Source organism: Gammaproteobacteria bacterium, assembly GCA_040183005.1.
In the GTDB taxonomy this organism is placed as follows: Bacteria; Pseudomonadota; Gammaproteobacteria.
Genome location: JAMPIW010000007.1, coordinates 1,137,997 through 1,163,484, shown reverse-complemented (window position 1 = coordinate 1,163,484; position 25,488 = coordinate 1,137,997). Strand labels below are relative to the sequence as shown.

Annotated in this window: 20 protein-coding genes, 1 tRNA gene and 1 pseudogene; 9 read left to right on the top strand and 13 right to left on the bottom strand. The window is 54.6% G+C overall.

Going from position 1 to position 25,488, the window contains the following annotated elements; translation table 11 throughout:
• The first annotated feature begins 9 nt into the window (after window positions 1-9).
• The 4 genes from nuoL (at window position 10) to M3A44_11390 (ending at window position 6,007) form a co-directional block, all read left to right on the top strand.
• Window positions 10-1,959 carry an NADH-quinone oxidoreductase subunit L gene (gene nuoL / locus M3A44_11405; protein MEQ6342231.1) on the top strand — a complete coding sequence of 650 codons (1,950 nt, stop codon included), beginning with the start codon at window positions 10-12 and terminating at the stop codon, window positions 1,957-1,959.
• A 24-nt stretch (window positions 1,960-1,983) separates the two neighbouring features.
• Entirely contained in the window at window positions 1,984-3,495 is a 1,512-nt protein-coding gene (locus M3A44_11400; GenBank protein MEQ6342230.1) for an NADH-quinone oxidoreductase subunit M, read from the top strand.
• A gap of 124 nt (window positions 3,496-3,619) precedes the next feature.
• Window positions 3,620-5,056, top strand: a complete 1,437-nt coding sequence (nuoN, locus tag M3A44_11395) for an NADH-quinone oxidoreductase subunit NuoN (GenBank protein ID MEQ6342229.1) — start codon at window positions 3,620-3,622, stop codon at window positions 5,054-5,056.
• 195 nt (window positions 5,057-5,251) lie between these two features.
• Entirely contained in the window at window positions 5,252-6,007 is a 756-nt protein-coding gene (locus M3A44_11390) for an IS5 family transposase (protein ID MEQ6342228.1), read from the top strand.
• 377 nt (window positions 6,008-6,384) lie between these two features.
• Here the strand turns inward: M3A44_11390 and M3A44_11385 are convergent, their stop codons facing one another.
• From M3A44_11385 to M3A44_11355, 7 genes and pseudogenes are all read right to left on the bottom strand, one after another.
• Complete coding sequence (locus tag M3A44_11385) at window positions 6,385-7,095, bottom strand: PEP-CTERM sorting domain-containing protein (GenBank protein MEQ6342227.1); 711 nt, start codon at window positions 7,093-7,095, stop codon at window positions 6,385-6,387.
• A 423-nt stretch (window positions 7,096-7,518) separates the two neighbouring features.
• Window positions 7,519-9,288 (bottom strand): S8 family serine peptidase, encoded by a 1,770-nt coding sequence (locus M3A44_11380; GenBank protein ID MEQ6342226.1) that lies wholly within the window; start codon window positions 9,286-9,288, stop codon window positions 7,519-7,521.
• Window positions 9,289-9,504: 216 nt separating this feature from the next.
• Window positions 9,505-10,585: pseudogene (locus M3A44_11375) on the bottom strand (IS66 family transposase).
• A 151-nt stretch (window positions 10,586-10,736) separates the two neighbouring features.
• Window positions 10,737-11,078, bottom strand: a complete 342-nt coding sequence (gene tnpB / locus M3A44_11370) for an IS66 family insertion sequence element accessory protein TnpB (GenBank protein ID MEQ6342225.1) — start codon at window positions 11,076-11,078, stop codon at window positions 10,737-10,739.
• Window positions 11,075-11,392, bottom strand: a complete 318-nt coding sequence (locus M3A44_11365; protein MEQ6342224.1) for an IS66 family insertion sequence element accessory protein TnpB — start codon at window positions 11,390-11,392, stop codon at window positions 11,075-11,077. Before M3A44_11365 ends, tnpB begins: the two co-directional genes overlap by 4 nt.
• Before the next feature lie 119 nt (window positions 11,393-11,511).
• Window positions 11,512-12,510 (bottom strand): glycosyl transferase family protein, encoded by a 999-nt coding sequence (locus M3A44_11360; GenBank protein ID MEQ6342223.1) that lies wholly within the window; start codon window positions 12,508-12,510, stop codon window positions 11,512-11,514.
• Window positions 12,511-12,555: 45 nt separating this feature from the next.
• On the bottom strand, window positions 12,556-13,233 hold the full coding sequence (locus M3A44_11355) for a Bax inhibitor-1/YccA family protein (protein MEQ6342222.1): 678 nt from the start codon (window positions 13,231-13,233) through the stop codon (window positions 12,556-12,558).
• A gap of 174 nt (window positions 13,234-13,407) precedes the next feature.
• On the opposite strand from M3A44_11355, the gene M3A44_11350 reads away from it, so the two are divergent.
• The 5 genes from M3A44_11350 to M3A44_11330 all read left to right on the top strand — a co-directional run bounded on the left by M3A44_11350 (window position 13,408) and on the right by M3A44_11330 (window position 17,326).
• A tRNA-Ser gene (locus tag M3A44_11350) sits at window positions 13,408-13,498 on the top strand.
• Window positions 13,499-13,661: 163 nt separating this feature from the next.
• Window positions 13,662-14,066 (top strand): response regulator transcription factor, encoded by a 405-nt coding sequence (locus tag M3A44_11345; protein MEQ6342221.1) that lies wholly within the window; start codon window positions 13,662-13,664, stop codon window positions 14,064-14,066.
• A complete protein-coding gene (locus M3A44_11340) occupies window positions 14,063-14,884 on the top strand; it encodes a YaiO family outer membrane beta-barrel protein (protein ID MEQ6342220.1) in 822 nt (273 codons plus the stop codon). The genes M3A44_11345 and M3A44_11340 overlap by 4 nt, the downstream gene beginning before the upstream one ends.
• Window positions 14,862-15,917: a HEAT repeat domain-containing protein gene (locus tag M3A44_11335; GenBank protein ID MEQ6342219.1), complete on the top strand. Its 1,056-nt coding sequence runs from the start codon at window positions 14,862-14,864 to the stop codon at window positions 15,915-15,917. Before M3A44_11340 ends, M3A44_11335 begins: the two co-directional genes overlap by 23 nt.
• Complete coding sequence (locus M3A44_11330) at window positions 15,914-17,326, top strand: glycosyltransferase family 2 protein (GenBank protein MEQ6342218.1); 1,413 nt, start codon at window positions 15,914-15,916, stop codon at window positions 17,324-17,326. Before M3A44_11335 ends, M3A44_11330 begins: the two co-directional genes overlap by 4 nt.
• Window positions 17,327-17,340: 14 nt before the next feature.
• On the opposite strand, the gene M3A44_11325 is transcribed toward M3A44_11330, so the two are convergent.
• From M3A44_11325 to M3A44_11300, 6 genes are all read right to left on the bottom strand, one after another.
• Window positions 17,341-19,029, bottom strand: a complete 1,689-nt coding sequence (locus M3A44_11325) for a tetratricopeptide repeat protein (protein MEQ6342217.1) — start codon at window positions 19,027-19,029, stop codon at window positions 17,341-17,343.
• 14 nt (window positions 19,030-19,043) lie between these two features.
• Window positions 19,044-20,312, bottom strand: coding sequence for a glycosyltransferase (locus M3A44_11320; protein MEQ6342216.1), 1,269 nt, complete (start codon window positions 20,310-20,312; stop codon window positions 19,044-19,046).
• A gap of 35 nt (window positions 20,313-20,347) precedes the next feature.
• Window positions 20,348-20,719, bottom strand: a complete 372-nt coding sequence (locus M3A44_11315; GenBank protein ID MEQ6342215.1) for a hypothetical protein — start codon at window positions 20,717-20,719, stop codon at window positions 20,348-20,350.
• A gap of 15 nt (window positions 20,720-20,734) precedes the next feature.
• Window positions 20,735-21,535: a hypothetical protein gene (locus M3A44_11310; protein ID MEQ6342214.1), complete on the bottom strand. Its 801-nt coding sequence runs from the start codon at window positions 21,533-21,535 to the stop codon at window positions 20,735-20,737.
• A 390-nt stretch (window positions 21,536-21,925) separates the two neighbouring features.
• On the bottom strand, window positions 21,926-22,267 hold the full coding sequence (locus tag M3A44_11305) for a copper-binding protein (protein ID MEQ6342213.1): 342 nt from the start codon (window positions 22,265-22,267) through the stop codon (window positions 21,926-21,928).
• A gap of 34 nt (window positions 22,268-22,301) precedes the next feature.
• Window positions 22,302-25,409, bottom strand: coding sequence for an efflux RND transporter permease subunit (locus tag M3A44_11300; GenBank protein ID MEQ6342212.1), 3,108 nt, complete (start codon window positions 25,407-25,409; stop codon window positions 22,302-22,304).
• Between the last annotated feature and the right edge of the window lie 79 nt (window positions 25,410-25,488).

Here is a 25,488-nt window from a genome sequence, read left to right as displayed (position 1 = left end):
GCCAGAATCATGCAGAATATTTCTCTTGCCGTTGTCTTGGCGCCACTGTTCGGTGCGATTATCGCCGGCCTGTTCGGCAAGGTCATAGGCCGCGCCGGGGCGCATTGGACAACCATAATCGGGGTTGCCATTTCCTTTGGATTGTCGCTGGTGGTCTTCAAGCAGATCATCCTGGATGGTGCGGATCCGTATAACGGTGCGGTCTATACCTGGCTGGTCAGCGACGGAATCAAATTCGAAGTCGGCTTCATGATCGACCAGCTCACCGCATTGATGATGGTAGTGGTGACCTTTGTGTCGTTGATGGTGCATATCTACACCGTCGGCTATATGCGCGATGATCCCGGTTACCAGCGTTTTTTCAGCTATATTTCGCTGTTTACCTTCTCCATGCTGATGTTGGTAATGGCCAACAATTTTATGCAGTTGTTCTTCGGGTGGGAAGCGGTGGGTCTGGTGTCTTACCTGCTGATTGGTTTCTGGTATCAAAAAGAATCGGCGATTTATGCCAACCTGAAGGCATTCCTGGTCAACCGTGTCGGTGATCTGGGTTTCCTGCTCGGCATCGCGGCAGTGCTGATGTACTTCAATACCCTGGATTATGCTGATGTATTCAGCGCGGCTCCGTCGATGGCGAATGTCACTGCCGAAGTTGCCATGAATCAGCAATGGTCCGTGATAACAATGATCTGCATCCTGCTGTTCATCGGCGCCATGGGTAAATCGGCGCAGGTGCCGTTGCATGTGTGGCTGCCGGATTCGATGGAAGGCCCGACACCGATTTCGGCCCTCATCCATGCCGCTACCATGGTGACTGCCGGTATTTTCATGGTGGCGCGCATGTCGCCGTTGTATGAATTGTCGCAAACCGCACTGAGCGTGGTGATCGTCATCGGCGCAATCACGGCGCTGTTTATGGGGTTCCTCGGCCTTGTGCAGAACGATATCAAGCGCGTTGTGGCGTATTCGACGCTTTCCCAATTAGGTTATATGACCGTGGCGCTGGGTGCGTCGGCCTATGCGACAGGTATTTTCCACCTGATGACCCACGCCTTCTTCAAGGCGTTGCTGTTCCTGGCCGCAGGCTCGGTGATTATCGCCATGCATCATGAACAGGACATCACAAAAATGGGTGGCCTGAAAAAATACATGCCGATCACTTATTGGACATCGCTAATCGGCGCACTGGCCTTGATCGGTTTCCCCGGATTTTCCGGGTTCTTTTCCAAGGACAGCATTATTGAGGCGGTTCAGATCTCGACTGTACCGGGCGCCGGGTTCGCCTATTTCGCCGTTCTGTTGGGCGTGTTTGTCACGGCCCTGTATACCTTCCGCATGTTCTTCCTGGTATTCCACGGCAAGGAGCGCATGGACGAGCACACGCGCAGTCATTTGCACGAATCCCCTGCGGTGGTGACTGTGCCACTGATCCTGCTGGCGATCCCCTCGGTAGTGATAGGTGCTATTGCAATAGGTCCTCTCCAATTTGGTGATTTCTTCGGCCGTGCCATCTTTGTGTTGCCTGAGCATGATGTGCTGGGGGTGTTGCGTGGTGAGTATCATGGCTGGGTTGAGTTTATCATTCATGGCCTGATGGCCCCTGCGGTTTGGCTATCCGCTGCCGGCGTCACCGTGGCCTGGTTCCTGTATATGAAGCGTCCCGAGATTGCCGAGAGCCTTAAGGAGCGCTTCTCCGGGATATACAACATCCTCGATAAAAAATATGGTTTCGATAGTTTCAACGATGCTGTATTTGCGGGTGGTGGGCGTAGCGTGGGGCGTCTCTTCTGGCGCTTTGGCGACATCAAGCTGATCGACGGTGTGATGGTGAACGGCACAGCAAACGGCATCGGCTGGATCTCGGGTGTTATACGTCGTGCCCAATCGGGCTATATGTATCACTACGCCTTCGCTATGATCATTGGTCTTGTGGTGTTGCTGACCTTCTTTGTGTATTAAGAACAAAAAACAGGATAGTTTTGCATGTTTTCTGATTTGCCACTCCTGAGCCTGGTTATCTGGCTGCCGATCATCGGCGGACTGGTGGTGCTTGCCGCCGGTAAAAACGATGTATTGGTACGCTGGCTGGCGCTGATATTTTCAATTCTCACCTTTGTGGTGTCCCTGCCGCTGTATACCGGCTTCGACAATGGCACGTATCAGATGCAGTTTGCCGAGCAGATGCCGTGGGTCGCTACCTTTAACATCAATTACTCGCTGGGCATCGACGGCATATCCATGCCGCTTATTCTGCTGACCAGTTTTACCACGGTGCTGGTGATCATTGCGAGCTGGGAGGTCATCCAGAATAAAGTTTCGCAATACATGGCAGCCTTCTTGATCATGGAAGGACTCATGATCGGCGTGTTTGCCGCCCTCGACGCCGTGCTGTTCTACGTGTTCTGGGAATTCATGCTGGTGCCGATGTTCCTGATTATCGGCATCTGGGGTGGACAACGGCGCGTCTATGCCGCGATCAAGTTCTTTCTGTATACCTTCCTTGGTTCGGTGCTGTTGCTGGTTGCCGTGCTGTACCTGTACTTTCAGTCCGACAGTTTCTCGATCCTCGACTTCCACGACCTGCGCATCGGCATGACTGCCCAGGTGCTGCTGTTTTTTGCGTTTCTCATCGCCTTTGCTGTCAAAGTGCCGATGTGGCCGGTGCATACCTGGTTGCCCGATGCGCACGTCGAAGCACCCACCGGCGGTTCGGTGATCCTTGCCGCCATCATGCTCAAGCTCGGTGCCTATGGTTTCGTGCGCTTTATCCTGCCGATCGTGCCCGACGCCAGTCATGAGCTGGATTGGCTGGTGATTGCCATGTCGCTGGTCGCGGTGGTCTATATCGCGCTTGTCGCGCTGGTGCAGGAGGATATGAAGAAGCTGATCGCGTATTCGTCGATCTCACACATGGGCTTCGTCACGCTGGGATTCTTTCTGGTGTTCAGCATCTTCGACAATACGAACAGCGTCGCCGGGGCGGCGTTGGGCCTGGAAGGCGCGCTGGTGCAGATGGTCTCGCATGGCTTTGTCTCCGGCGCGATGTTTTTGTGCGTGGGCGTAATGTATGACCGTCTGCACAGCCGTAATATCAGCGATTATGGCGGCGTGGCCAATACCATGCCGGTATTTGCGACGTTGATGGTATTTTTCGCCATGGCCAATGCCGGTTTGCCGGGTACGTCGGGATTTGTCGGCGAGTTCATGGTGATCCTCTCTGCATTCAAGGCGAACTTCTGGATAGCCCTGCTCGCCAGCACCACGCTGGTGCTGGGTGCGGCCTATACCCTGTGGATGGTGAAGCGTGTCATCTTCGGCCCGGTTGGTAACCAAAACGTCGCGGCTTTGCAGGATCTGAATGGCCGTGAGGCTCTGGTGCTGGGAACACTGGCCGTGTTGGTTCTGCTGCTGGGTGTTTATCCCGCCCCTCTGGTTGAGGTGATGCACTCGTCGGTCGGTCATTTGCTTGAACAGGCGGTGAGTTCAAAATTGTAAGATTCTTGCCACGGAGGCTCAGGGTTCACAGAGAAATTTTGAATTCATTAAAAACTCTGTGTCTCGGTGGTCAACTTAGTACAAATCAAGATAAGAAGCTTGGGATTGAAGATTGATGTCTAATATGAATTTCGAGATGCCCAATTTTGCGCTGGCCCTGCCGGAGATCTTTGTGCTGTGCATGGCCTGTGTGGTGTTGCTGGCTGATCTCTTTGTGGGTGAGCGAAACCGTGTCGTCACCTACTTGATGTCGCAAGCGACCCTCGTTGGCGCTGCGATTTTGACGGTTGGCCTGCATACCGGCGAGACGCAGATGACATTCGGCGGCAGTTTCATCAGCGACACCATGGGGGATGTGCTCAAGGTCTTTATCTATCTTGTCACCGCCGTGGTATTTTTGTACTCGCGTGAATATTTGCGTGTACGGCAGCTTTTTACCGGCGAATATTTTGTGTTGGGGCTGTTTGGTGTGCTGGGCATGATGGTGATGGTCTCCGCGCACAGCTTTCTCACTATCTACCTCGGTTTGGAGCTGCTGTCGTTGTCGCTCTATGCGATGGTCGCCTTGCAACGGGATTCCATCGGCGCCACCGAGGCAGCGATGAAGTATTTTGTGCTCGGTTCGCTGGCCTCCGGCATGCTGCTCTATGGTATGTCGATGTTCTATGGTGTGACCGGCAGCCTCGATATCACCGAGGTGAGCGCCTATCTTGCGCAGAGCCATGACAAAAACATCGTGCTGGCATTTGGCGTGGTGTTTGTGGTGGTGGGCCTCGCCTTCAAGCTGGGCGCGGTGCCGTTTCATATGTGGGTGCCGGATGTCTATCACGGCGCGCCCACCAGCGTGACGCTCTATATTGGTACCGCCCCCAAGATCGCCGCGTTCGCCATGGTGATGCGTCTACTGGTAGAGGGCTTGGGTGATTTGCATATGCAGTGGCAGGGCATGCTCATTATGCTCGCCATCGCCTCGATGGCGGCGGGCAACATCATCGCCATTGCCCAGAGCAATATCAAACGCATGCTTGCCTATTCCACTATCGCCCACGTCGGATTCCTGTTACTGGGTATACTGGCCGGCACGGAAAACGGCTATTCCTCCTCGATGTTTTACATCCTCGTCTATGCCTTGATGGGATTGGGTGGCTTCGGTATGGTGATACTGCTCAGCCGCGCCGGTTTCGAGGCGGACCGTTTGGAGGACTTCAAGGGGCTGAATCAACGCAGCCCGTGGTTCGCCTTTATTATGCTGATCCTGATGATCTCTATGGCCGGCATCCCCGTCTCCGTGGGTTTCTGGGCCAAACTCGCCGTGCTCCAGGCCCTTATCAGGGCTGATATGACCTGGCTGGCGGTGGTGGCAGTGCTCTTCTCCGTGATTGGCGCTTACTACTATCTGCGTATCGTCAAATTGATGTACTTCGACAAGCCCGAGGACACCAATCCGATCAAACCCGCCTTGGATATGCGCGTGGTGATGAGCGCCAACGGCCTTGCTGTGTTCGCCCTGGGCATCTACCCCAGCGCGCTCACTGCACTGTGTGTTGCTGCGTTGAAATGACGCTCTACACAACGACATGAATAGTAGCGTGTGCTGTGCGCACCTGCATGGATACATCCGGTAGTTGGTGCTCCATTCATCCTGTAAAAAACAGTTGGCCACAGAGAACTCTGTGGCCAATTGTTTTTATCTCCCCTCTTCCTAGGTTCTGTTGACGTTTCGCGGTTTTGGTAGAATCCGCCGTTTTAGGTTGGCATGGACAGAACCAAAATAAGCGATAGTGAGTGGGTGCGTATATTGTCACACTTAACTAAATTGACGGGCGTGCATCTCGGATCGCCCGATAAATGCAGGCGATTTATGGGCGCATCATTGTGGATACTGCGCACCGGCGCGCAGTGGCGGACGCTGCCGCCAGAGCATGGCAAATGGAATAGCGTCTTCAAGCGATACTCACGTTGGTGTGCGAATGGCGCATGGGATAGATTGCTCACTTATTTTTCTGAAGATGCTGATTTACAAGATGTTTCTATTGATGGAACGGTGACAAGAGCGCACGCCTGTGCCGCAGTCGCGGCGGGCAGTTCGGCTGAAAAAGAAGCGCTGGGGCGCTCCAAAGGTGGGTTTAGCTGTAAGATTCATGCGGCCTGTGATGCACTTGGCATGCCGATTGAATTCATTCTGACGGGTGGCCAAACGGCGGAGTGCACGGTCGCAATACCGCTGCTGGAAGGCATCCAAACATCAGCACTTCTGGCGGATAAAGGCTACGACACAAACGAGCTGCGCGCGTGGTTAAAGGCGCGTGGGATAGAGGTTGTGATTCCGCCGAAGTCGAACCGAAAAGAGAAAATTGACTGTGATTATTGGCTTTATAAGGAGCGACATGCCGTCGAATGCATGTTTGGCAAGCTCAAGCATTATCGCCGGATTGCTACTCGATATGAGAAAAAAGCTGTTAATTACATGGGAATGCTATCTTTTGCGGCGGTACTTTTGTGGCTGAGATGAAACGTCAACAGAACCTAACCCTCCCCGCTTGCGGGGAGAGGGGATGATTAAGTACAACCGCAGATGCAAGCCACAGAGAACACAGAAGTGATACGGATTCTCGTAATTTATTTCTGATCACCGAGCGGGTGAGGGCAATATTTTACGGTAACCCACTCGTTTTTTTTCTGTGAACTCTGTGGCTAACTGCTTTTTATAGGTTGAAATGGCAAGGCTTATTTTGGATTTATAGACGCGAAATGGACAGGGTGCGCGAGCAAAACAACTGGCGGCTACCCAGCGATGACGGTGAGGTGACTATAGAAAAAGGGCATCCTTGCCTCGTTTTTATTACTATACGGTGAGAACCTTCTGACAGGTCAACCACGGAAGGTTGATCAGGAAGTACGGCGGACGACCCTGCGGGTGAATAGCAGGCCAAGAAGTCCTAGGCCTAACAGCAGGTGTGTGGTGGGTTCGGGGATTTCACTGGGGTTTACACCAGATTCGTAGTCTCCAAAGGCAAATCCACTATCGCTCTGTCCCTGTGATGCATTCAAACTCTGTAAGTGCGCCCCCATTTGACCGGATCCGGCATCGTTACTGTTGGAGATTGGAGCATTGAGAAAGTCGTTTGCTGTGAAGATTCCCGTCGACAGAATCATATTGAATGTCAGATTCTGACTGTTGGTTACATCAATTTTATTATTGCCCGTAGCACCATTTAGGGCTTCGAATTGAAAGGTTGCTCCCCCGACCCCTTGCACTACTACATTCGAAGAGTTAATCGCCCAACCTAACGGATTGAATCCAGAGAAAGTGAGGTTGCCCGGGGCTATTGTGCTGGCGAGGTTAAAGTAAAACTCATCCAGCTTCACCTTTGGGTGCAGGGGTGAGTTGATATCTACAACCCATGATGCGGTATTTTTCGTGGCATCATTCACGGTAATCGTTACATCGACAAACAGATTATCAGGATTCGCCGTGCGAATATCCCCTGTAAGCTGTCCCGTGATGACAAACGCATGGGCTGTGGTGACTGGCAGGAACAACATTCCGGCGCTTACCATAATGAGTGCGCCGACGGCATGTGTGATGGACTTTTGCATGTTTTTCACCTTGAGAGCAAGTATATTTTAGCCCTCTTGGCCAACATTTTTTCCTTATGCCGATATTAATGCATAACACGTGCCAACATAATTTATATATATGTTTTATAAGAATTAAACAAATTTAAATATTCCCTCGTCATTTCATGGAAGATTGGAGTGTAAAATATTTCGACACTTCACTGTAGTGCGCGAATTAACGATTCATTTATAAAAAACTATTAAAAACATATTGTTGTGTATTTTGTGCGCTGCAATGGTGGCGAAAAAAGGGGGCTGTGAACTGTAAAGTATCCCGACATATTGGCGCTATTTAATGTTATCAGATTGAATTTAAATAAGTTATTGTTGATATATGCAAAAAACGCTGGTCATCCCAAGGAATGGCCAGCGTTTTTTAAAGTGAGGGTGGTGGCCGGTTCTTTACCTTAAAACCTGTATGGAAGTAGTGGTTTTGTTCCCCGCAGCATCTTCTGCCACTGCGCTAATAGTATTCCAGCGGTTTAACGCTTGCCCCGTTTTCCATCTGTAGGACAGCGTGCTGCCGGTGGTGACACTCCTTACTGCTCCATTGATGTATAAGCTTAGTTTGGAGACGGCTACATTGTCGGCTGCCGCCAGCCGGATGGTGACGGCTGAGCCCACAGTGCTGCCGTTAGTGGGAGAAGTGATGCTGACAGTCGGCGGGGAGGTGTCCGCTGTGGTCAATGTATTGGCAACGGTGACGCTGACCGATTGGGATGTGCCTTGGTTGCCTGCGGCATCCACTGCGTTGGCTGTCAGTTTAGCTGCTCCGCTTGGGGTGAGCGTGGAATCCCAGCTAAATGAATAGGGCGCGGTGGCGTCGCTGGCCAGTAATTTTCCATTGGCAAAGAGATCCACACGGGTGACGCCGATGTTGTCACTTGCGTTTACGGTCACGGGGACTATACCGGAAACGGTGCCGCCAGTGGGTGAGGCGATGGCGGCTGTGGGAGCTTGGGTATCAAGCGCTTGGGTTTGAGTGGCCTTGAGTACTGCTGCCGTGGCGTTGATTCGTCCATAGCCGTAATAGGTATCGTAACCGGCTGTGCCCAGGTCATCTGCGGTTGAAGTCATGATGTTCTCCACCTGGGAAGGCTGAAGAGCGGTGTTGGCGGCCATGACGAGTGCGACCACGCCAGCAGTTGCAGGGCTGGCAAACGAGGTGCCGGAGGGCGCCGAGTAGCCACCGCCTCTTGCTGTGGTCCAGATACCCGCGCCGGGGGCCGAAATATCAATGAATTCTCCATAGGTTGACCAGCTAGTGTGAGTGTCGCTGCTGTCAGTGGCGGCCACGGAGAGCATGGCCGCATTTGGCGCGGTGGCGTCATAAACGCCGCTGTTGCCGCCAGCAACCACCACGACACCTCCTTTGTTTCTCATGTATTGGGCTGCACTTTGTATGGCTGCACTGCCGGATACGCCATAACTGATGTTGGCAACGCGTGCGCCGTTGTCCGCTGCCCATGTGAGGCCACTGGCGATAGTGCTATAAGTGGCGTAGCCGTCCGGCTGGCTGATGCGCACCGGCATGATCTTGGTCTGCCAGGCAATGGATGTGACACCTGTGGCGTTATTGCTGGCGGCTGCCACCACGCCGGCGACCTGCGTGCCATGGCCGTAGACATCCGAGGTGTCGCTGTTGTTGTCGTACATATTCCAGCCTGGCACCATTTGCCCAGCCAGATCCGGATGGTTTGGATCAACGCCAGTGTCGAGGATGGCCACGGTGATGCCTGTGCCGCGCGAGGTATCCCATGCAGTGGGGGCCTGGATCTTCGATAGATGCCATGCGTTGCCATAATAGGGATCGTTGGCGTTGGTCGCTGTCAGGGACACTAACCGGTCGAGTTCCGCAAATTTTATATGACGATGGCGTGACAATGCTCGCGATATTGCAACTTCATCTGCTTGGGGTGGTAGTTCCACGACTTGGAAGCTGGTGCGAGGGATGTGTCGCATGGCGCGTCCGCCGTGGGGTTTGATGATTTTGTCCAGTTCAAGACCCGATAACCCGGCGCGTGGCTGGATGAGTATCCTGTGTGGTACCCATTGCTCAGGCGCTGTAGCGGCGGTGGCCGTGGCCGTCATTGCTGCGGTCATCAGGGTAGCAGTTGTGATCATGGCGGATAGCGTCGCTACGGATGCTAGGCGTGACTTTAGGCTGTTCATGCGATGGGTGTTCCTGGGTAAGTTTGCTGGTGTTGCTAAGTTACTGGTAGGGCGATTTTATTTCTGCCTAAGGAGTCACGCTGGAAATGTGATGCGGTACACAGTTTGGGAATTTAGTCTGTACGGTAAGCTCAGAGGTGTAGCCTTTTTGGTGTGGAATTATTTCAAGGCTAACGTTGGTTGGCGGTAAGCGTCCAGCCGCCCCATCTATACAGCTCAGCCTGATGCCTGCACAGACCGCAACGGCAACAGCTCATCAATGCGGCTGTTAGGCCAGGTCGGCAGTTTCTCCAGCGTATCCTTCAGCCAGGCAGCCGGCTCGATGCCGTTGAGTTTCGCCGTTGCGAACAGGCTCTGGATGGCGGCGGCGCGGCGGCCCGCGCGTTCACTGCCGGTGAACAGCCAATTCTTTTTACCAAGCGCAATAGGACGGATAGCATTTTCCACCGGGTTGTTATCGATGGGGTAACGGCCATCCCCGAGGTAGCGCTTGATTGCATCCCAGCGTTTGAGGCTGTAGTCGATGGCCTTGGCGGTGCCGCTACCCGTGGCGGTGGTGAGCCGTGTGCGCTGGAGCCAGGCATGGAATTCGTCCAGCTTCGGCTTGGCGTGTTGCTGGCGTAATGCATGACGATCTTCGATGCCCAGGGTCTTGCCCTGATCTTCGATGGCGTAGAGTCCGGCAATGCGCTTCAATGCCTCGGCCGCAATCGGGCTCTGATGGGCGGCATGCAGATCGTAGAATTTCCGCCGCGCATGGGCCAGGCACGCCAGTTCCACCACGGCGTGGGCGAACAGGCCTTTGTAGCCGGCATAATCATCGACCATCGGTCTCACAAGCACGGCAAGCATACTGCGGACGAATGTGGCGATGCACGAAGAAGCGGGCGGGCTCGACATCCAGTTGCTCGCTGATGTCTTCGCCGATATTGACCAGATCCTTGCCGCACTGGCCGCAGGTGCAACCCTCAGGTTCATGGCGGTGCTCGATACGCGGGAGATGATTCGGCAACGGCTGGCGACCGGCGCGTTCGCGCTTGGGTTGCTGGGTAGATGCCAGCTGTTCCACTTCGGCTTCCAGCGCACTGGTGTCGGTATTCCAGCTTTCCTCGAACAACTCGCGCTGCTCCAAGGAGAATTGTTCGCTCTTGTTGGCAAAGCGAATGCGCTTGTAGTAGGCGAGTTCGAAGGTCAGGGCCTGGATTTTGAGGTCGGCGTGTTTGAGCTGCTGGTCGCGCAGTGACAGTTGATCGCTTAACTGTTGTACTTTGTTACTCTTTTCGTCGAGCTGCTGCATCGCCAGCACAGCCCAGTTTTTGAGAGCGGCAGGAGCGTCTTGCAGGGCTGCTTCGGCAACGTTTTTCATGACAAAATTATACCATGAAACACCGCAGAAAGCCGCATAAATACAGGTTTTTATTCACCATTTTTCATGGCGGCTTCAATCGTCACAAACGCCAGTCGGCCGCCGGTTGGGCCGACATCCGCTGCCAGTCGACACCAGCAATCAGCCACTGCCATTGGGCAAGTTCCAATGACCAGACCGGACTGTCCGCCTGCGGCCAGACGAAGCGCCCCCGATGCAACCGGCGCTGGCACAACCACACGCCATTGCCATCCCACAGCAACACCTTGAGCCGATCACCGCGACGGTTACGAAACACATAGGCCGAGCCATCGCAGGGGGCCTTGCCCAGCGCCTGCTGCACCCGCAGCGACAGACCATCGATGCCCACCCGCATGTCCATCGGCGCGACCGCCACCCAGATCGTATGCGGCTGCGCAATCATGACAAGCCCCGCAGCAAGGTTGCCAGCCAGCTTGCCGAAACACCGGACGGCAGCGTGAGCTGCCACCCCCCCGCGTTCTGCAACACCAACCCAGCACCGTTGACCTCCTCGATCTGCACGGGCACCAGCGTGACCGCATCCGTGCCGCTCACGCAAACGTCGTTTCGACGGTCTTTGGCGATCCGGTAGCGAAGCTGCTTCGGCACCAGTCCATGCTGCCTGCAATAATCAATCTGCTTCAGGCCACTACACCGCCAGGCCGCGACGTGCTGCTGCCAGTAGTGGCGACTTGCCTCCAACGATTTCATATTCATGTGCCGCTCTCCTGTGAAAACCACAGGGTGGCGCAAGGGTAACTATAAAAACAGGTGGGACGGCTGGACGCTTACGGTTGGCGTGGCAGGAGTGTATATTGACGTTTTTTGATGAAGGGTTACGGGCCAAACTTTTCCTTGGGCCGGTTATCCCACGTTGCGCGTGCCAATGCCTCGGCGGCTTCAAACGATTCCGCCCGGCCCATTAGCTTGAGTGCAATGGCAGCGGTGCCGGTGACTGCAGCCAGGCCATATTCATCCTCTATATCGCCGCGCCACAGCGCCGCCAGACGACGCACATCCATGGTTTCGTCCTTCATGTGGCGTTGACCTTCAAACATGGCGGGCCACTGTTCCTCACCAGCCACGCCTTCATGTGCTGTCAGCACTTGGCACGATGCATCCGGGTTGCGCTCGATTTCGCCTCCTTCACCTTTAAGCACTGCCGCATGGGGCTGCTTGAGCAGCAGTGCCGCCTGCTGATGGATCTCTTTGTAGCCGGGATGGAAGATGCCTTGCATCAGGTAGGGGGCCTGGAAGGGGTTGAGCATGCGCGACAGGGTATGCACCGGAGAACGCAGCCCCAGCATGTCGCGCAGGTCGATAATTGACTGGAGTTTTGGTTGAAACCGTTCCAGCGGCAGAAATGCAAAGCCATGCTGGCGGATGCGCATGGCGGCCTCGTCGAGCGACTGGCTGGCTGGAATGCCCAGGGACTCAAACGCTGTATGAGTATATACGCGGTCGTGTTTGCGCCCGCCGATGCCGTGCATCAGTATCGATATACCGTTTTCGGCCAGCAGCAGGGCAGAGAGAGTGAACCACGGCAAGTGGCGGCGCTTGCCTGCGTAGGATGACCAGTCCAGATCAACCTGGGGGAGGGGGTTGGGCAATGTCAGGGAGTCACGCGCCGCGCGCACGAAGCCGGCGAGCTCCTGAGGGCTTTCCTCCTTGACGCGCATCAGCATCAGGAAGGCGCCGAGTTGCACCGGTTCGACGGCATCGGCGAGGATCAGGCGCATCGCCTCATATGCCTCATCCTGCGTTAGCGAGCGCGAGCCCTTTTTGCCTTTACCGAGAATGCGCACGTATTGCGCGAAGATGTGTTCTTCGGTCACGGTGCTGTGCTTTTCATGGCCACTTATTATGCTGGGGTACCAGCGTCAATCATCACCACTGGTCACGCCCAGCAGGTGTAGCAGGCTGGTAAACAGGTTGAAGATACTGACATACAGAGAGACGGTCGCCAGGATGTAGTTGGTTTCGCCACCGTGCATGATCTGGCTGGTTTCGAACAGGATCAGGCCGGAGGCGAGCAGTACGAACATGGCGGAAACCGCCAGCGCCAGGGTAGGCATTTCAAAAAAGATTGCACCCAGGCCCGTCAGAAATGCCACCAGCACACCAACGAACAGGAAGCCGCCCATGAAGCTGAAGTCCTTGCGCGTGGTCAAGGCGTAGGTGGACAGGCCGAGGAAGATTGCGCCGGTCGCGCCCATCGCGGTCATGACAACCTGGCCCCCATTGGGCAAGCCGAGGTAAGAATTGATAACAGGACCCAAGGTGATGCCCATGAAGCCAGTCAGCCCGAATACCGACAACAGGCCCCAGGCGCTGTTTTGCAGCTTGTACGTCAGGAACAACAGCCCGAAATAACCCAGCAGGGTGATAATCAGTCCGGGGTGAGGCAGATTGAGCACGATGGATGCACCTGCGGTCGCGGCGCTGAACAGCAGGGTCATCGCCAGCAGCGTATAGGTGTTCCTGATCATCTTGTTGGCGGCGAGCGCTGAGCCAGTTCGGCTGGCGGTCGTGGCAACAGGTTGTTGATAGCGATTCATTTGGATATTGGCTCCTGGGAGAATAGAGAAAGGATACGCGCTGTAGTGAGACACTTTTGCGCTGGACTTGTTCCAATCTTATCTTCCGTGTCTATATCATGTCAAAGTTTTGCTTGTGCGCTGGCATTTTATCCTCTGTTTCGGTTATGCTTCCGCAGATAGTATGACTAGACCGGAGAGGTGGCTGAGCGGTCGAAAGCGACGGTCTTGAAAACCGTTGAAGGGCATCCCCCTTCCGTGGGTTCGAATCCCACCCTCTCCGCCATATTACCCTTCGCGTTCCCCCCTATTTCCTAGAAATCATTAAACCATTCTTGTGCGAATGGTTTTCCCGCTCATCTTTTGCGTCATCGTGCCGATAATACCCTTGAAGGAGGTCTGCCCCTGCAGGCCAGATATGCGTATTTAAGCCGAAGGGTGGGATTACAATGACGGCACAACAAGATTATGCGAAACCCGTTGTTGTTGTTGTGGAAGATGACGAAAGCATCGGTTTTCTGCTGAACTTTATGCTGTCGCGTGAAGGATTTGATGTGGTTATGGCCACGGATGGTCGTCAAGCGAAAGCTGTGATAGACGAAATATCGCCGCCCAGTTTGGTGCTGCTCGATCTAATGCTGCCCTATGCGGATGGCTACGAGTTAAATGCCCATATCCGCGCCAAGCCCGAGTGGCGTGATGTGCCGGTGATCATGTTGACGGGCAGATCCCAGGAACGCGACATAGTCCGGGCGCTCGACGCGGGTGTTACTGATTATATTATCAAGCCTTTTCAGCCGGTGGAACTGATGGCCAGGGTGCGGCGCCATTTAAGGGTAAAAACAGCGGCATGAAATGGATTAAATGCGCTTGCCTGGCATGGTCGATAGCCTTTGTCCACTTTTCTGCCACAGCAGCGGAGATCGAGATTGGCCATGCTTATGACAACCTTAATAATCAACTGCCCGGTTGGCGCAGTACGTATATTGAGGCCACGCAAAAAATTGCCGAGCGGAAGGTTGTTTATGGCATTGCGCGGGAAACGGAGCGTTTTTCTTTCAATGACAGGGAGTTTCTGGCGGGGATGTATTACCCTTTAGGCCAGCGCTGGACGGTTTTGCTTGAGGGTAATGCGAGTCCAACCCACCGTGTGCTGCCGCAGTGGTCTATGCTGGGGCAGGTGCAATATGCCTTTGGGCAGGGGTGGGGCATTCATTTGGGATGGCGCTACACAAACTACAAAACAAGCTGCGACCTGAGCGATGATTCAAGGGCGCTCTGCAAGAATCTTGAATTGCCCGCTACAGGGTATATCGCTTCCGGCATCAATCGGGAAATTCTCGTTCTGGAGCGCTATTGGCAGAATTATCGTGCCGCCTATACCTTTTCCGCGAGTCAGGTCGAAGGAGGGGGGGCGCCCATCGTGCATGCGCTCCAGCTCGGTTATTACTATGGCGATCGCAACCATATAAACATGGTTTACGCCACAGGCCAGGAAGTACAGAATGTGGGAAAGGGGGTGCTGCGCACCTCGGATGTTCAGACATTGGCATTGATAGGCCGTTACTGGGTTACACCCGCGTGGGCTCTTACCCACGAAATCAGCTTGCATGAGCAGGGTGATATCTATACCAGAAAAGGAATTCGTCTTGGAGTTCGCCACCTCTTCTGATCCGATAGTAAATCTGGCCTTCTGGACAGGGCTGGCTGTTATTTTCATTATCATTTTTTTGGTGCTCTATGTGCTCTCGCTACGCTACATGCTTATTCGGGACGAGCGGCGCAGAAGGCTCTTTGTGGATACCTGGCGCCCTATCCTGATACGAAGCCTGGAATCCATTCCCGATGTTCTTCCTCCGGTAAAAAAAAAGGATTGGCCGGTTTTATTCAATCTCTGGAATCACTTCCATGAATCCCTGCGGGGTAGCGCAAAGGATAATCTCAACGAAATCGCGCGCAAGGCCGGGATGCTCCAGGTTGCAGGCCGTCTCTTAAAGAAGCGTAAGGTGAGGCCCCGTTTGGCTGCAATTACAACGCTGGGATTGCTGCGCGAAAAAACAGTCTGGGAAGAGATTAAAAACGCGGCCGTCGATGAGCATCCTTCTGTGTCGTTGGCTGCGATGAGAGCCCTGATTCGAATTGATGAAGAGCGTGCGATGCCATTCATCATCCCCTTGATCAGTGCGCGGACCGACTGGCCACCCGCCAGGGTCGCCAACATCCTGCATGAGGCTTCGCCTCATGTTATATGCGCTGCATTGGCGGATGCGGTATTGCATTCCCCCGAGTCGCATATTCCACTCCTGATCCGTTATTTTGAGACTATTGCCTGTGATTCATCGACAGTGGTTCTTCGCCAGGTGATAGATAAATTCCCAAGCACCGCAGTTATTTCAGCCTGCCTCCATGCCTTCAAGAGTCCTGACGCCTTGGATATCGTACGGAAGAATCTTACGCATGCCGCGTGGCATGTGCGGGTTCAAGCGGTGAGGGCCTTGGGAAAGATGGGGTTAATCTATGACAAATATATTTTGATAAATATGTTGTGCGATCAGCAGTGGTGGGTGCGTTACCGGGCGGCCCAAGCGTTATCCAGCTTGCCATTTATAAGCATTGCTGATCTCGAAAAAATCAGGAACGAACAGACTGACCGTTACGCGAAAGACATCCTCGTCCAGGTAATCGCCGAAAAGAAGATGGCATGACATTGTCCGGCATCATATTGATATCCCAGTGGTTCTTCCTGCTGTATTTCATCGGGATGAACCTGGGATACGTTATGCTAAATATAATGTCGTTTTTTACCCTCTCACGTTATATGCAAGAGCATGGCACGGAGGAAGGGCTTTCCCAAGAGTATGCCGATTTGCAATTGCCAATCAGCGTCCTGTCCCCCGCATACAATGAAGAAGCAACAGTCGCAGGATCCATACGTTCCTTGCTGCAATTGAACTATCCTGAGTATGAGATCATTGTGATCAATGACGGCTCAAAAGACAAAACATTGGAGGTGCTGATTCAGGAGTTTTCATTGGCCCCATTTCCGGAAGCCTACCGGGTCCGTCTAAAAACAAAACCTGTCAGAACCATATACCAGTCCACGGTATATCCTAATCTGCGCGTCATCGACAAAGAAAATGGCGGCAAGGCCGACGCCCTCAACGTTGGCATAAACAGCGCACGCTACCCGCTTTTTTGCTGCATCGACGCTGATTCAATTTTGCAGCGCGACAGCCTGGAAAAGGTAGTCCAACCCTTTTTGGAAGACCCTACCACGGTGGCCTCCGGCGGCACGGTGCGTATTGCAAATGGCTGCGAGGTGAGTGGCGGCTTTTTGGTGGGCAGGGGATTGTCGAGCAATCCTCTGGCGTTGTTTCAGATCGTGGAATATATGCGTGCCTTTTTGTTCGGCAGGCTGGGGTGGTCACCACTCAACGCTTTGCTGATTATTTCCGGCGCGTTTGGTGTGTTCCATAAAGAAAAAGTGATATCCGTTGGGGGGTATCTCACCAACACCATTGGCGAAGACATGGAGCTGGTCGTGCGCCTGCACCGGCATTTGCGGCAACAAGGTGTACCTTACCGCATTACCTTTGTCCCCGATCCCATTTGCTGGACAGAAGCACCGGAGGATCTGAAAACACTGAAAAGCCAGAGAGTCCGCTGGCAGCGTGGGCTTGCCGAGAGTTTGGCTAAGAATTTCGATCTGTTATTTAGTCGCAAGGGAGGGGCAGTAGGCTGGCTGGCTTTTCCATTTATGATGGTTTTTGAATGGCTGGGTCCGATTATTGAGGTGATAGGTTATATCTTCATGACGGTCGCGTTCATCTTTGGCATGATTTCAGGCCAGGCGATGGTGGCATTTCTCGTTGTGGCTATGGGGCTGGGCGTGTTGCTTTCCGTCAGTGCTTTCCTTCTTGAGGAGATATCGTTCCATATTTACCCAAAACCCAAACATATTCTTATCTTGTTCCTTGTCGCTGTGGCGGAAAATTTTGGTTATCGCCAGTTGAATTCAGTGTGGCGGCTGATGGGTTTATATCATTGGGTTCGCGGCAAAAAAGGCCATTGGGGAGAAATGACCAGAAAGGCGTCGTGGCAGAAAACTGGATGACAGGGTCGCGTTGGCTAGAAAATGATCGTCAAGTCGATGCCGCCGTAGCTGCGTGCGTATCCTCTGCCAAATCCTGAGCTGGAATTGAAGGCGGAGTCGGAGCGGCCGACAAACAGGCGCAGGCTTGCCGAATCCCTGATGTAGCGCCAGGCATGAAGTTCCCAGGAATAGATTCCACGGCCTATTCCCGAGGGTTCTTCGCTGAGCCGTCCGAAACCTCCCCTTGCCATGAAATTCCAGTCCCAACGCGTGGTTTCGATGCTCGAAATCAATTTGTTTTCGATATAACTTTCCGGGTTGTAGTAGCCGCGCACGATGTCGGGTTTGCTGTTGGAAAAACGGAAACCCTCCCAGCCGAGCGTGATGCGTGGTTGTGTTAGCACCAAGCCCTCGATGCGTCCCCGCATGCGGTTGCGGACATTGCCGTCATCGAAACGCCCCAAGCCAAGGCTGGCGGCGGCAGTGATGCGCGGATGGATCCTGACTTCTGTTCCTGCGCCCAGGGACGTGAACGTGACTTTGTTGCGCACGGAGGGAATGTTTTCGATCACTTCGTTGCCTGCGTCGAGATCGATCCGCCACAGGTCGGCGGGCAGCCATTTTGCGCCGGCGCGCCACGCGAAGGTTTGCCAACCATCATAGTCGCGCACGCCTGCGCTGACGGTGGGCCACACCAGTCCTCGTGGCGCGTCGAAGGCGCCGAACCTGTCGCCATAGGAAACGAGTAGCTCCTTGCCGTTGGCGTGCTGTCCACGCTGTTCTAGTTGTGCCAGACGCAGCGAGGTTTGCAGTAATCGGGTTGCATCGAATGGGTAACGGAAAGCCAGGGTTTCGGCGTGAATGCGCAGCCTGTCTGTGTCATAAGAAGTGGTGGCGCCGAAGCGCAGCCCGCGGAGTGAGTCTATCCTGGTTTGACGGCGTAGGGCGGTGGCTTTGTTCTCAGGTATCCCGGCCAGTGTACCGAGGGCGAGATTGTCGGTTCCAGCCCAGCGTTGCGTCGTCGCCAGATCGGTTTTGATTGTTTCGTCCGTGGGCCATTTTCTGGCGGCGGCTTCATATTCGCGTGCAGCGAGAAAGTGTCTGCCGCTCCAGTTGTGTGTGCGAGCCAGTCCAAGAGCCGCTTCCTTATCATCGGGATTTTCCCGCAGCATCGCCTGGTAACGCTGTTCGGTTTCGGCGTAACGGTTCATCCATAAAAGCAGGCGCGCCTCGCTGCGCCGCGCTCTCATGTCGCCGGTATCGGAGGAGATCAACTTTTGATATTCGCCCAGTGCTTCCGTCAGCCGGTTGTCGCCGCTGAGCGCTTCGGCGAGGCCGTGCCGGGCTTCGCGGTTGCCAGGATCGGTGGCGAGGGCTTCGCGGAACAGGGGTGCCGCGTCCTTATGTCGGCCCGACCAGGTCAGTTGCCATGCCAGCTGTAGCAGCACGTCATTGCGGCGCTGCGGTGCCACGTCGAGCACGCGCCGGTAGAGTGCTATCGCTTCCTTGTGCCGGTCTGCCCAGGCATTGACGCGAGCAGCTTCAATCAGAAGATCGGCGTCATCAGGTGTTTCGGCAAGAAGCCGGTCATACAGTTCCAGGGCGCTGGGAAAATTCTTTTGATCGACAAGTTGCCTGGCGTCTTCACGCATTCCAGCACATGACAATCCCGGTAATAGCGCTGATAAGCCCAATAACAACAGGGGCGCGGTCCTTGCTTTCATCTTGATCACTTCGCTTACGCCATTTTGCCATTACGTGCAGTATCCCAGCGTACTGCCTGTTTGGCCGGTTTCCTGAACAACGCTGTCATTGAGATTACAGTCGTGAGAGACATCAGCATCCAGTAAATGATCGGATAAAAAACCGCGTATGGATAATATTTCATGATGTGCGGGTCGTACTTTTTATCCATCATTGCCCCGGCCAGCAATTGCAGCAGGCAGAATGTGGCGATGAGCATACCCCAGATGTTGGGTAACGGGTTTGCACCTATAGGCGTGTGGCCGAGGCTGAACGATACTCCCCAAAGAATAGAAAGCGTAACGAAGCACATGGCCCACACTATCGAGAGCACCGACTCTATATACACTGGCCACATACGGCGGTATTTCCAGTGCAGCATGATGTCGTAATGTTTGCGCAATACTTGCATCAGACCGTGCGCCCAGCGCAGGCGTTGTTTATAGAGCCCGCGTAACTTTTCGGGCACGATCATCCAGATCACCGCATTCGGTTCGTAGCGCACGTCGTAGAAACGCTTTTGCAGTTTCCAGGTAAGTTCAATGTCTTCAGTCGGCATCTCAGGGCTGAAGCCGCCGACATCGAGAATGGCGTCCTTGCGGAAGGCCGATACCACGCCGGATACCGTGAGAAGGCGGCCCCACACGCGCTGCGAGCGGCGCAGCAGGCTGACGATGGAGGTGAATTCCATGAGCTGCAAGCTGGACAGCAGGGTAGTGGCGTTTTTAACCCGCGGGTTACCGGTGACAGCCGCTACCCGCGCGCTCTCGAAGTGGCGCACCATGTACCGCAGCGCCTGCGGTTCGGGTTCGGCGTCGGCGTCAAGAATCAGCACGATTTCGCCACGCAGGCAGGGCAGGGCATCGTTGAGCGCCATGGCTTTGCCTTCGTTAATGGTTTTGCGGATCAGGCGGACGCCATGGGACTCGCGGTAACGTGCAACGATACTCGGCGTCTGGTCTGTGGAGCCATCGTCGATTACTACGATCTCAAAGTCGGGGTAGTCGATTGCATGCGCTGCTTTCAGCGACGCCTCGATGACTGCCTCTTCATTGTGCGCAGCAATGAGTATCGAAACTTTCGGTGTATAAGTTGTTACAGTGTCTGGCGGTATTGTGGTGTTTTTCTCCTGTCGCCAGCGGAAAAACATTGAGGTCGTGACCCACATGACACTGGTGATCATTGGGTACAGGGCAAAAAAGCCGAGCGTTGCCGCATACAGCAGGCTGTTATCAATCCATGTGATTATCGAGAGTGCGTCCATTTGTCTTCTTATATTGGTAAAGTGCTGTGGCGGGGTTATCGGGCCTCGAATTGCTTGTCGTTTCCGCTCACCGAAATGACTATGCTTGATGCTTGCTTGATACTCTGCCAGTCTGCCGTTACACGGCGTCCCTTCCAGTCGGAGACATAATTGTCTTCAACGGCGGTGTGGCCTTGCCGTGAACCTTTGCGCTTGAAGATGCGAACATTGTGCAGGATCCAAATCACGGTGATGGTGGGGACGACAATGATTACGCAGACGAGAAACAGGGCCAGCAGCGGACTCAGGCCCTGGTCGTAGACATAAATGACGCGCCACCATAGCCAGAAGTAGATAAACCAGCCGCCGAGGATCGCCAGGATGTGGACGATGCGGCGGCCCAGCGACGCGAGGGGTTGCCGTGTCATGGTTGTGAGTTAAAATTAAGCTTCAGCTGCAGGGGAGGCGGCTGGTTGGTTTTTCCGAAAATAACAGGCCAGCGTCAGTAACCCCGCTGCGAACAGCAACCATTCTTCGGGTTCCGGCACGGGGGGTATGGCGCTGAATAAGCTGGACTGGGGAATTAACCCAAACTCAGAAGCCCCTGGCCCGTGCCACCAGTTGAGACTGATGACGCCTGCCTGGGTGTGTTCGTAGGTGTCCAGGGTGAATTGATAGACGCCAGCCTGCATCGCAATATTTGAGTCGAATCCGACAAGCTCTCGCGGATTTAGTCCATCAAGCTGCGAGGAGTGAGAGCCGTTTGCGCCCGTCAGTGTGAATTTGAAACCTTCATCCGATAGCACGCCGAAATTGTATTCGCCGGGTGTGGTAATGGCTACGTAACCGGTGAATCGGGCGGCATAGTCATTCTGGTTCGAATCTGTCGGTGAGAAAAGCGGTACAGGCTGGGTGACGAACTGCTTCCACTCGTCTGTATTTGCCCATTTTTCACGATAGACATCATCGGAAAAATTGATGGTGCTTACCTTGGTTTCAAGTGTTCTCAGGATGTCTGAGCTGCTTGCGGGTAAATCCATGACGACTTTTTGGTCAGCGAGCTGTTCGATACCCCATTGACCATTCCATGCCTCGGTCATTTGTACCCAGCGGCTCATTACGCCGTCACCGTTGGTGTACAAGCCTGTTTGCAGCGGATCAAGGGTAACGGCGGCATGAGCAGGCGACAGTAATGCGGATAGTATGGCTGCGACGCTGAAAATCTTTGGGGCATGGGTATACATGGTGATTCCTCCCTGAATGTGACTTATAGTGAAGTCATTGTTTATGTTGCGGCCGATTGTAGGGTAGTCCTGCCCTTTTTGGAATGGCCACTTTGCGAGTATAGGATAGTTTTTAAAAAATTAACAATTAATGGTGCTGTACGCAGATGCCGTGTCATAGCAGTGTATTATTTTGTGCTATTAGTCCCAAATTTATGAGGTTTTATTAAGGGTGCGTCTTTGTGCCCTGGGAGTGATGAGTAGTCGTTATCCCCTTAATTTTTATGGATTTTCGTTTTGTGATCGTTCGGGACTGAGGTATTTCTCTGCGGCTCCGTACTTTGTTATGGCATCATCATTTTAATATTATCTTCTTTGAATTTTCCCCGACGTTTTTTCACTGAAGTAGTGTTATTTTGCGGGTGTAATCCGCGTAATAACAAACGTGCCATCAGCTTCTTTTGTCACTTCAAAGTCGACTTTTGTTCCGGGTTTGATTTTATCCAGCGTGGCTTTGTTTTTGACCTTGAAATCCATGGTCATGCCGGACCAGCCCAGGCTTTTGATGGGGTCGTGGGTCAGGTTGACGGAGCCGGTCAGCACGTCCATTTTGTTCACTGTGCCCTGTCCCTTGTGGGCTTGTACCTTGGCTGCGCCCATCGCCATGTCGGCCATGTGATCGTGCGTGTTGTCGGCGTATGCCGGGAGGCTGAGCAGTGCCAGTACTGGTAGCAGGTATGACATTTTTTTCATGGTATTACTCTCCTGGTGTGGTTTGATAAAAACTCTAAAATTGCAACTGCCGCCGCTTCGACAGCGCATACAGCGCGGGAATCACCAACAGGCTGAGCAGTGGTGCGGTGATCATGCCGCCGATCATGGGTGCGGCGATGCGTTGCATGACTTCGGAGCCGGTGCCGTGGCTGAGCATGATGGGCAGCAGGCCGGCTATTATGACGGCGACGGTCATCATCTTGGGGCGCACGCGCAGGACGGCGCCTTCGATGATGGCGGCTTTGAGATCCGCCCAGGAGTTCATGCGGCCCTCTGTCTGATAACGTTTTACGGCTTGATCCAGATACAACAGCATGACGACGCCGAATTCCGCCGCCACGCCCGCCAGGGCGATGAAGCCCACGCCCACTGCGACGGAGAGTTGGTAATCCAATAAATAGATCAGCCAGAAGCCACCGATGAGGGCGAAGGGTAGGCTCACTACGATGATTGCCACTTCCATGAGGTTGCGGAAGTTGAGGTAGAGCAGCAGCACTATCAGCGCGAGGGTGAGGGGTGCCACCAGTTTGAGTTTGGCCTTGGCGCGTTCCATATATTCGTACTGGCCGGACCAGGTGAGTGAGTATCCGGGTGGGATTTTCACTTGCTTTTCCACGGCGGCCTTGGCGGTGGCGACAAAGCTGCCTACATCCACATCTGCGATGTCCACGTAGATCCAGCCGTTCAAACGGGCGTTTTCGCTTTTGATTTCCGGGGGGCCGTCCACCAGTCGCAGTGTGGCGAGTTCTCCGAGCGGGATCTGTGCGCCCGAGGGTGTTGCTATGCGGCTGGCGGCCAATGCGCCCATCGAGTCTCGCAGCGCGCGCGGATAGCGCAGGTTGACGGGGTAGCGCTCGCGTCCTTCGACGGTAGTGGTAATGTTTTCACCACCGATGGCGGTGCGGATCATGTCTTGTACATCAGCGATGTTGAGGCCGTAGCGTGCAGCAAGGGCGCGGTTTACTTCGATGTCTATGTAACGCCCGCCGCTGACGCGCTCAGCGAAAGCAGAGCGTGTGCCGGGCAATCCTTTGATTACAGCCTCAATCTCTTTGCCGACGCGCTCGATTCCCGCCAGATCTGGCCCCGCCACCTTGATGCCCACGGGGGTACGGATGCCGGTCGCGAGCATGTCGATGCGGTTGCGAATAGGCATGACCCAGGCGTTGGTAAGGCCGGGGACTTGTACGCTGTTATTGAGCTCTTCCTTGAGTTTGTCGAGTGTCATGCCGGTGCGCCATTCGCTGGGGTCTTTGAGTTGCACCACGGTCTCGAACATCGACAGCGGCGCGGGGTCGGTTGCGGTCTCGGCGCGCCCGGCCTTGCCGAATACGCGCTTTACCTCTGGCACCTGGCGGATCATTTTGTCGGTCTGTTGCAGAATGCGCGCCGTCTCGCCGATGGAGATCGACGGCAATGTGATGGGCATGTAGAGCAAGTCGCCCTCGTCCAGCGGCGGCATGAATTCCGATCCCAATCGCTGCAAGGGATAAGCAATGGTTGCCAGCAACACCAGGGCGATGACCAAGGTAAGGATGCGGAAGCGCAGCACGGCGTTGATGAAGGGTCGATAGGCGGCGATCATCAGCCGGTTCAAGGGGTTCTTGTGTTCGGGCAGGATGCGGCCGCGGATCAGATAACCCATCAGCACCGGCACCAGGGTGACGGCCAGCCCCGCCGCTGCGGCCATTGCATAGGTTTTGGTATAGGCGAGCGGCGCGAACAGCTTGCCTTCCTGCGCCTCCAGGGTAAACACCGGCAGGAACGAGACGGTGATGATGAGCAGCGAGAAAAACAGCGCCGGCCCCACCTCCTGTGCAGCCTCGCGCGCGATGGTCCAGCGGTCCGCGTCCGGCGCAGCTTTCTCCAGATGCTTGTGCATATTCTCGATCATCACGATGGCGGCATCCACCATCGCGCCAATGGCAATCGCTATGCCGCCCAGCGACATGATGTTGGCATTGATGCCTTGCTGGTGCATGATGATAAAGGCTGTGAGTATGCCCACTGGCAGGCTGACGATAGCCACCAGCGCGGAACGCAGGTGAAACAGAAATACCAGGCACACCAGCGCCACTACCAGCGACTCTTCAAGCAGCTTTTCTTTCAGGTTGGCGACAGCGCGGCTAATCAGTGCCGAGCGATCATAGGTCTCGACGATCTCCACCCCGGCTGGCAGGCCGCTCTTTAGCGCGGCGAGTTTGTCCTTGACGTGCATGATGGTCTCCTGGGCATTGCTGCCGTGGCGCATCACTACAATGCCGCCCACCACCTCACCTTGCCCATCGAGATCCGCCACGCCGCGCCGCAGTTCCGGGCCTAGCTGGATATTGGCGACATCTGAAAGACGTATGGGCGCGCCGGTGGTGGATACGCCTAAGGGCACCTGGCGCAGATCGGCGATTGAATGCAGGTAGCCCTTCGAGCGCACCATGTATTCCGCGCCCCCCATCTCGATCACCGAACCGCCGGTTTCGCTGTTGGCGCGTTTGATTGCTTCTTCTACCTGTGGCAGGGCGATGCCGTAGGCCAGGAGTTTGACCGGATCCACTTCCACTTGATATTGCTTGACCATGCCGCCGACGGTGGCGACTTCAGCCACGCCGGGTAAACGTTGCAGCTCGAATTTAATGAACCAGTCTTGAAGTGATCTTAGTTGCGACAGGTCATGCTGATTACTGCGATCCACTAGTGCATATTCATAGACCCAGCCCACGCCGGTGGCGTCCGGCCCGAGCGTTGGGGTTACGCCTTGGGGTAATCGGGATTGAGCCTGATTGATGTACTCCAGTACCCGCGAACGCGCCCAGTAAGGATCAGTGCCGTCCTTGAAGAGTACATAGATGAACGAATCACCAAAAAAGGAATAGCCGCGCACAGTGGCTGCGCCAGGCACCGACAGCAGCGTGGTGGTGAGGGGGTAGGTAACTTGGTCCTCAACCACCTGCGGCGCCTGGCCGGGGAAGCTGGTCTTGATGATGACCTGAACATCGGAGAGATCGGGAATGGCATCTACCGGTGTTTTTTGCGCGGCGTAGATGCCCCAGGCGATGAGCGCGGCTGTGGCGAGCAGCACCAGAAAGCGGTTGCGCAAGGACCAGTCGATGATGGCGGGTATCATGAACCTGCCCTTTTTTGCAAACAGCGGCTGAAGGCAAATGTAGGGTGGGTTAGCGTTTTTTGCGTAACCCACCAGATGT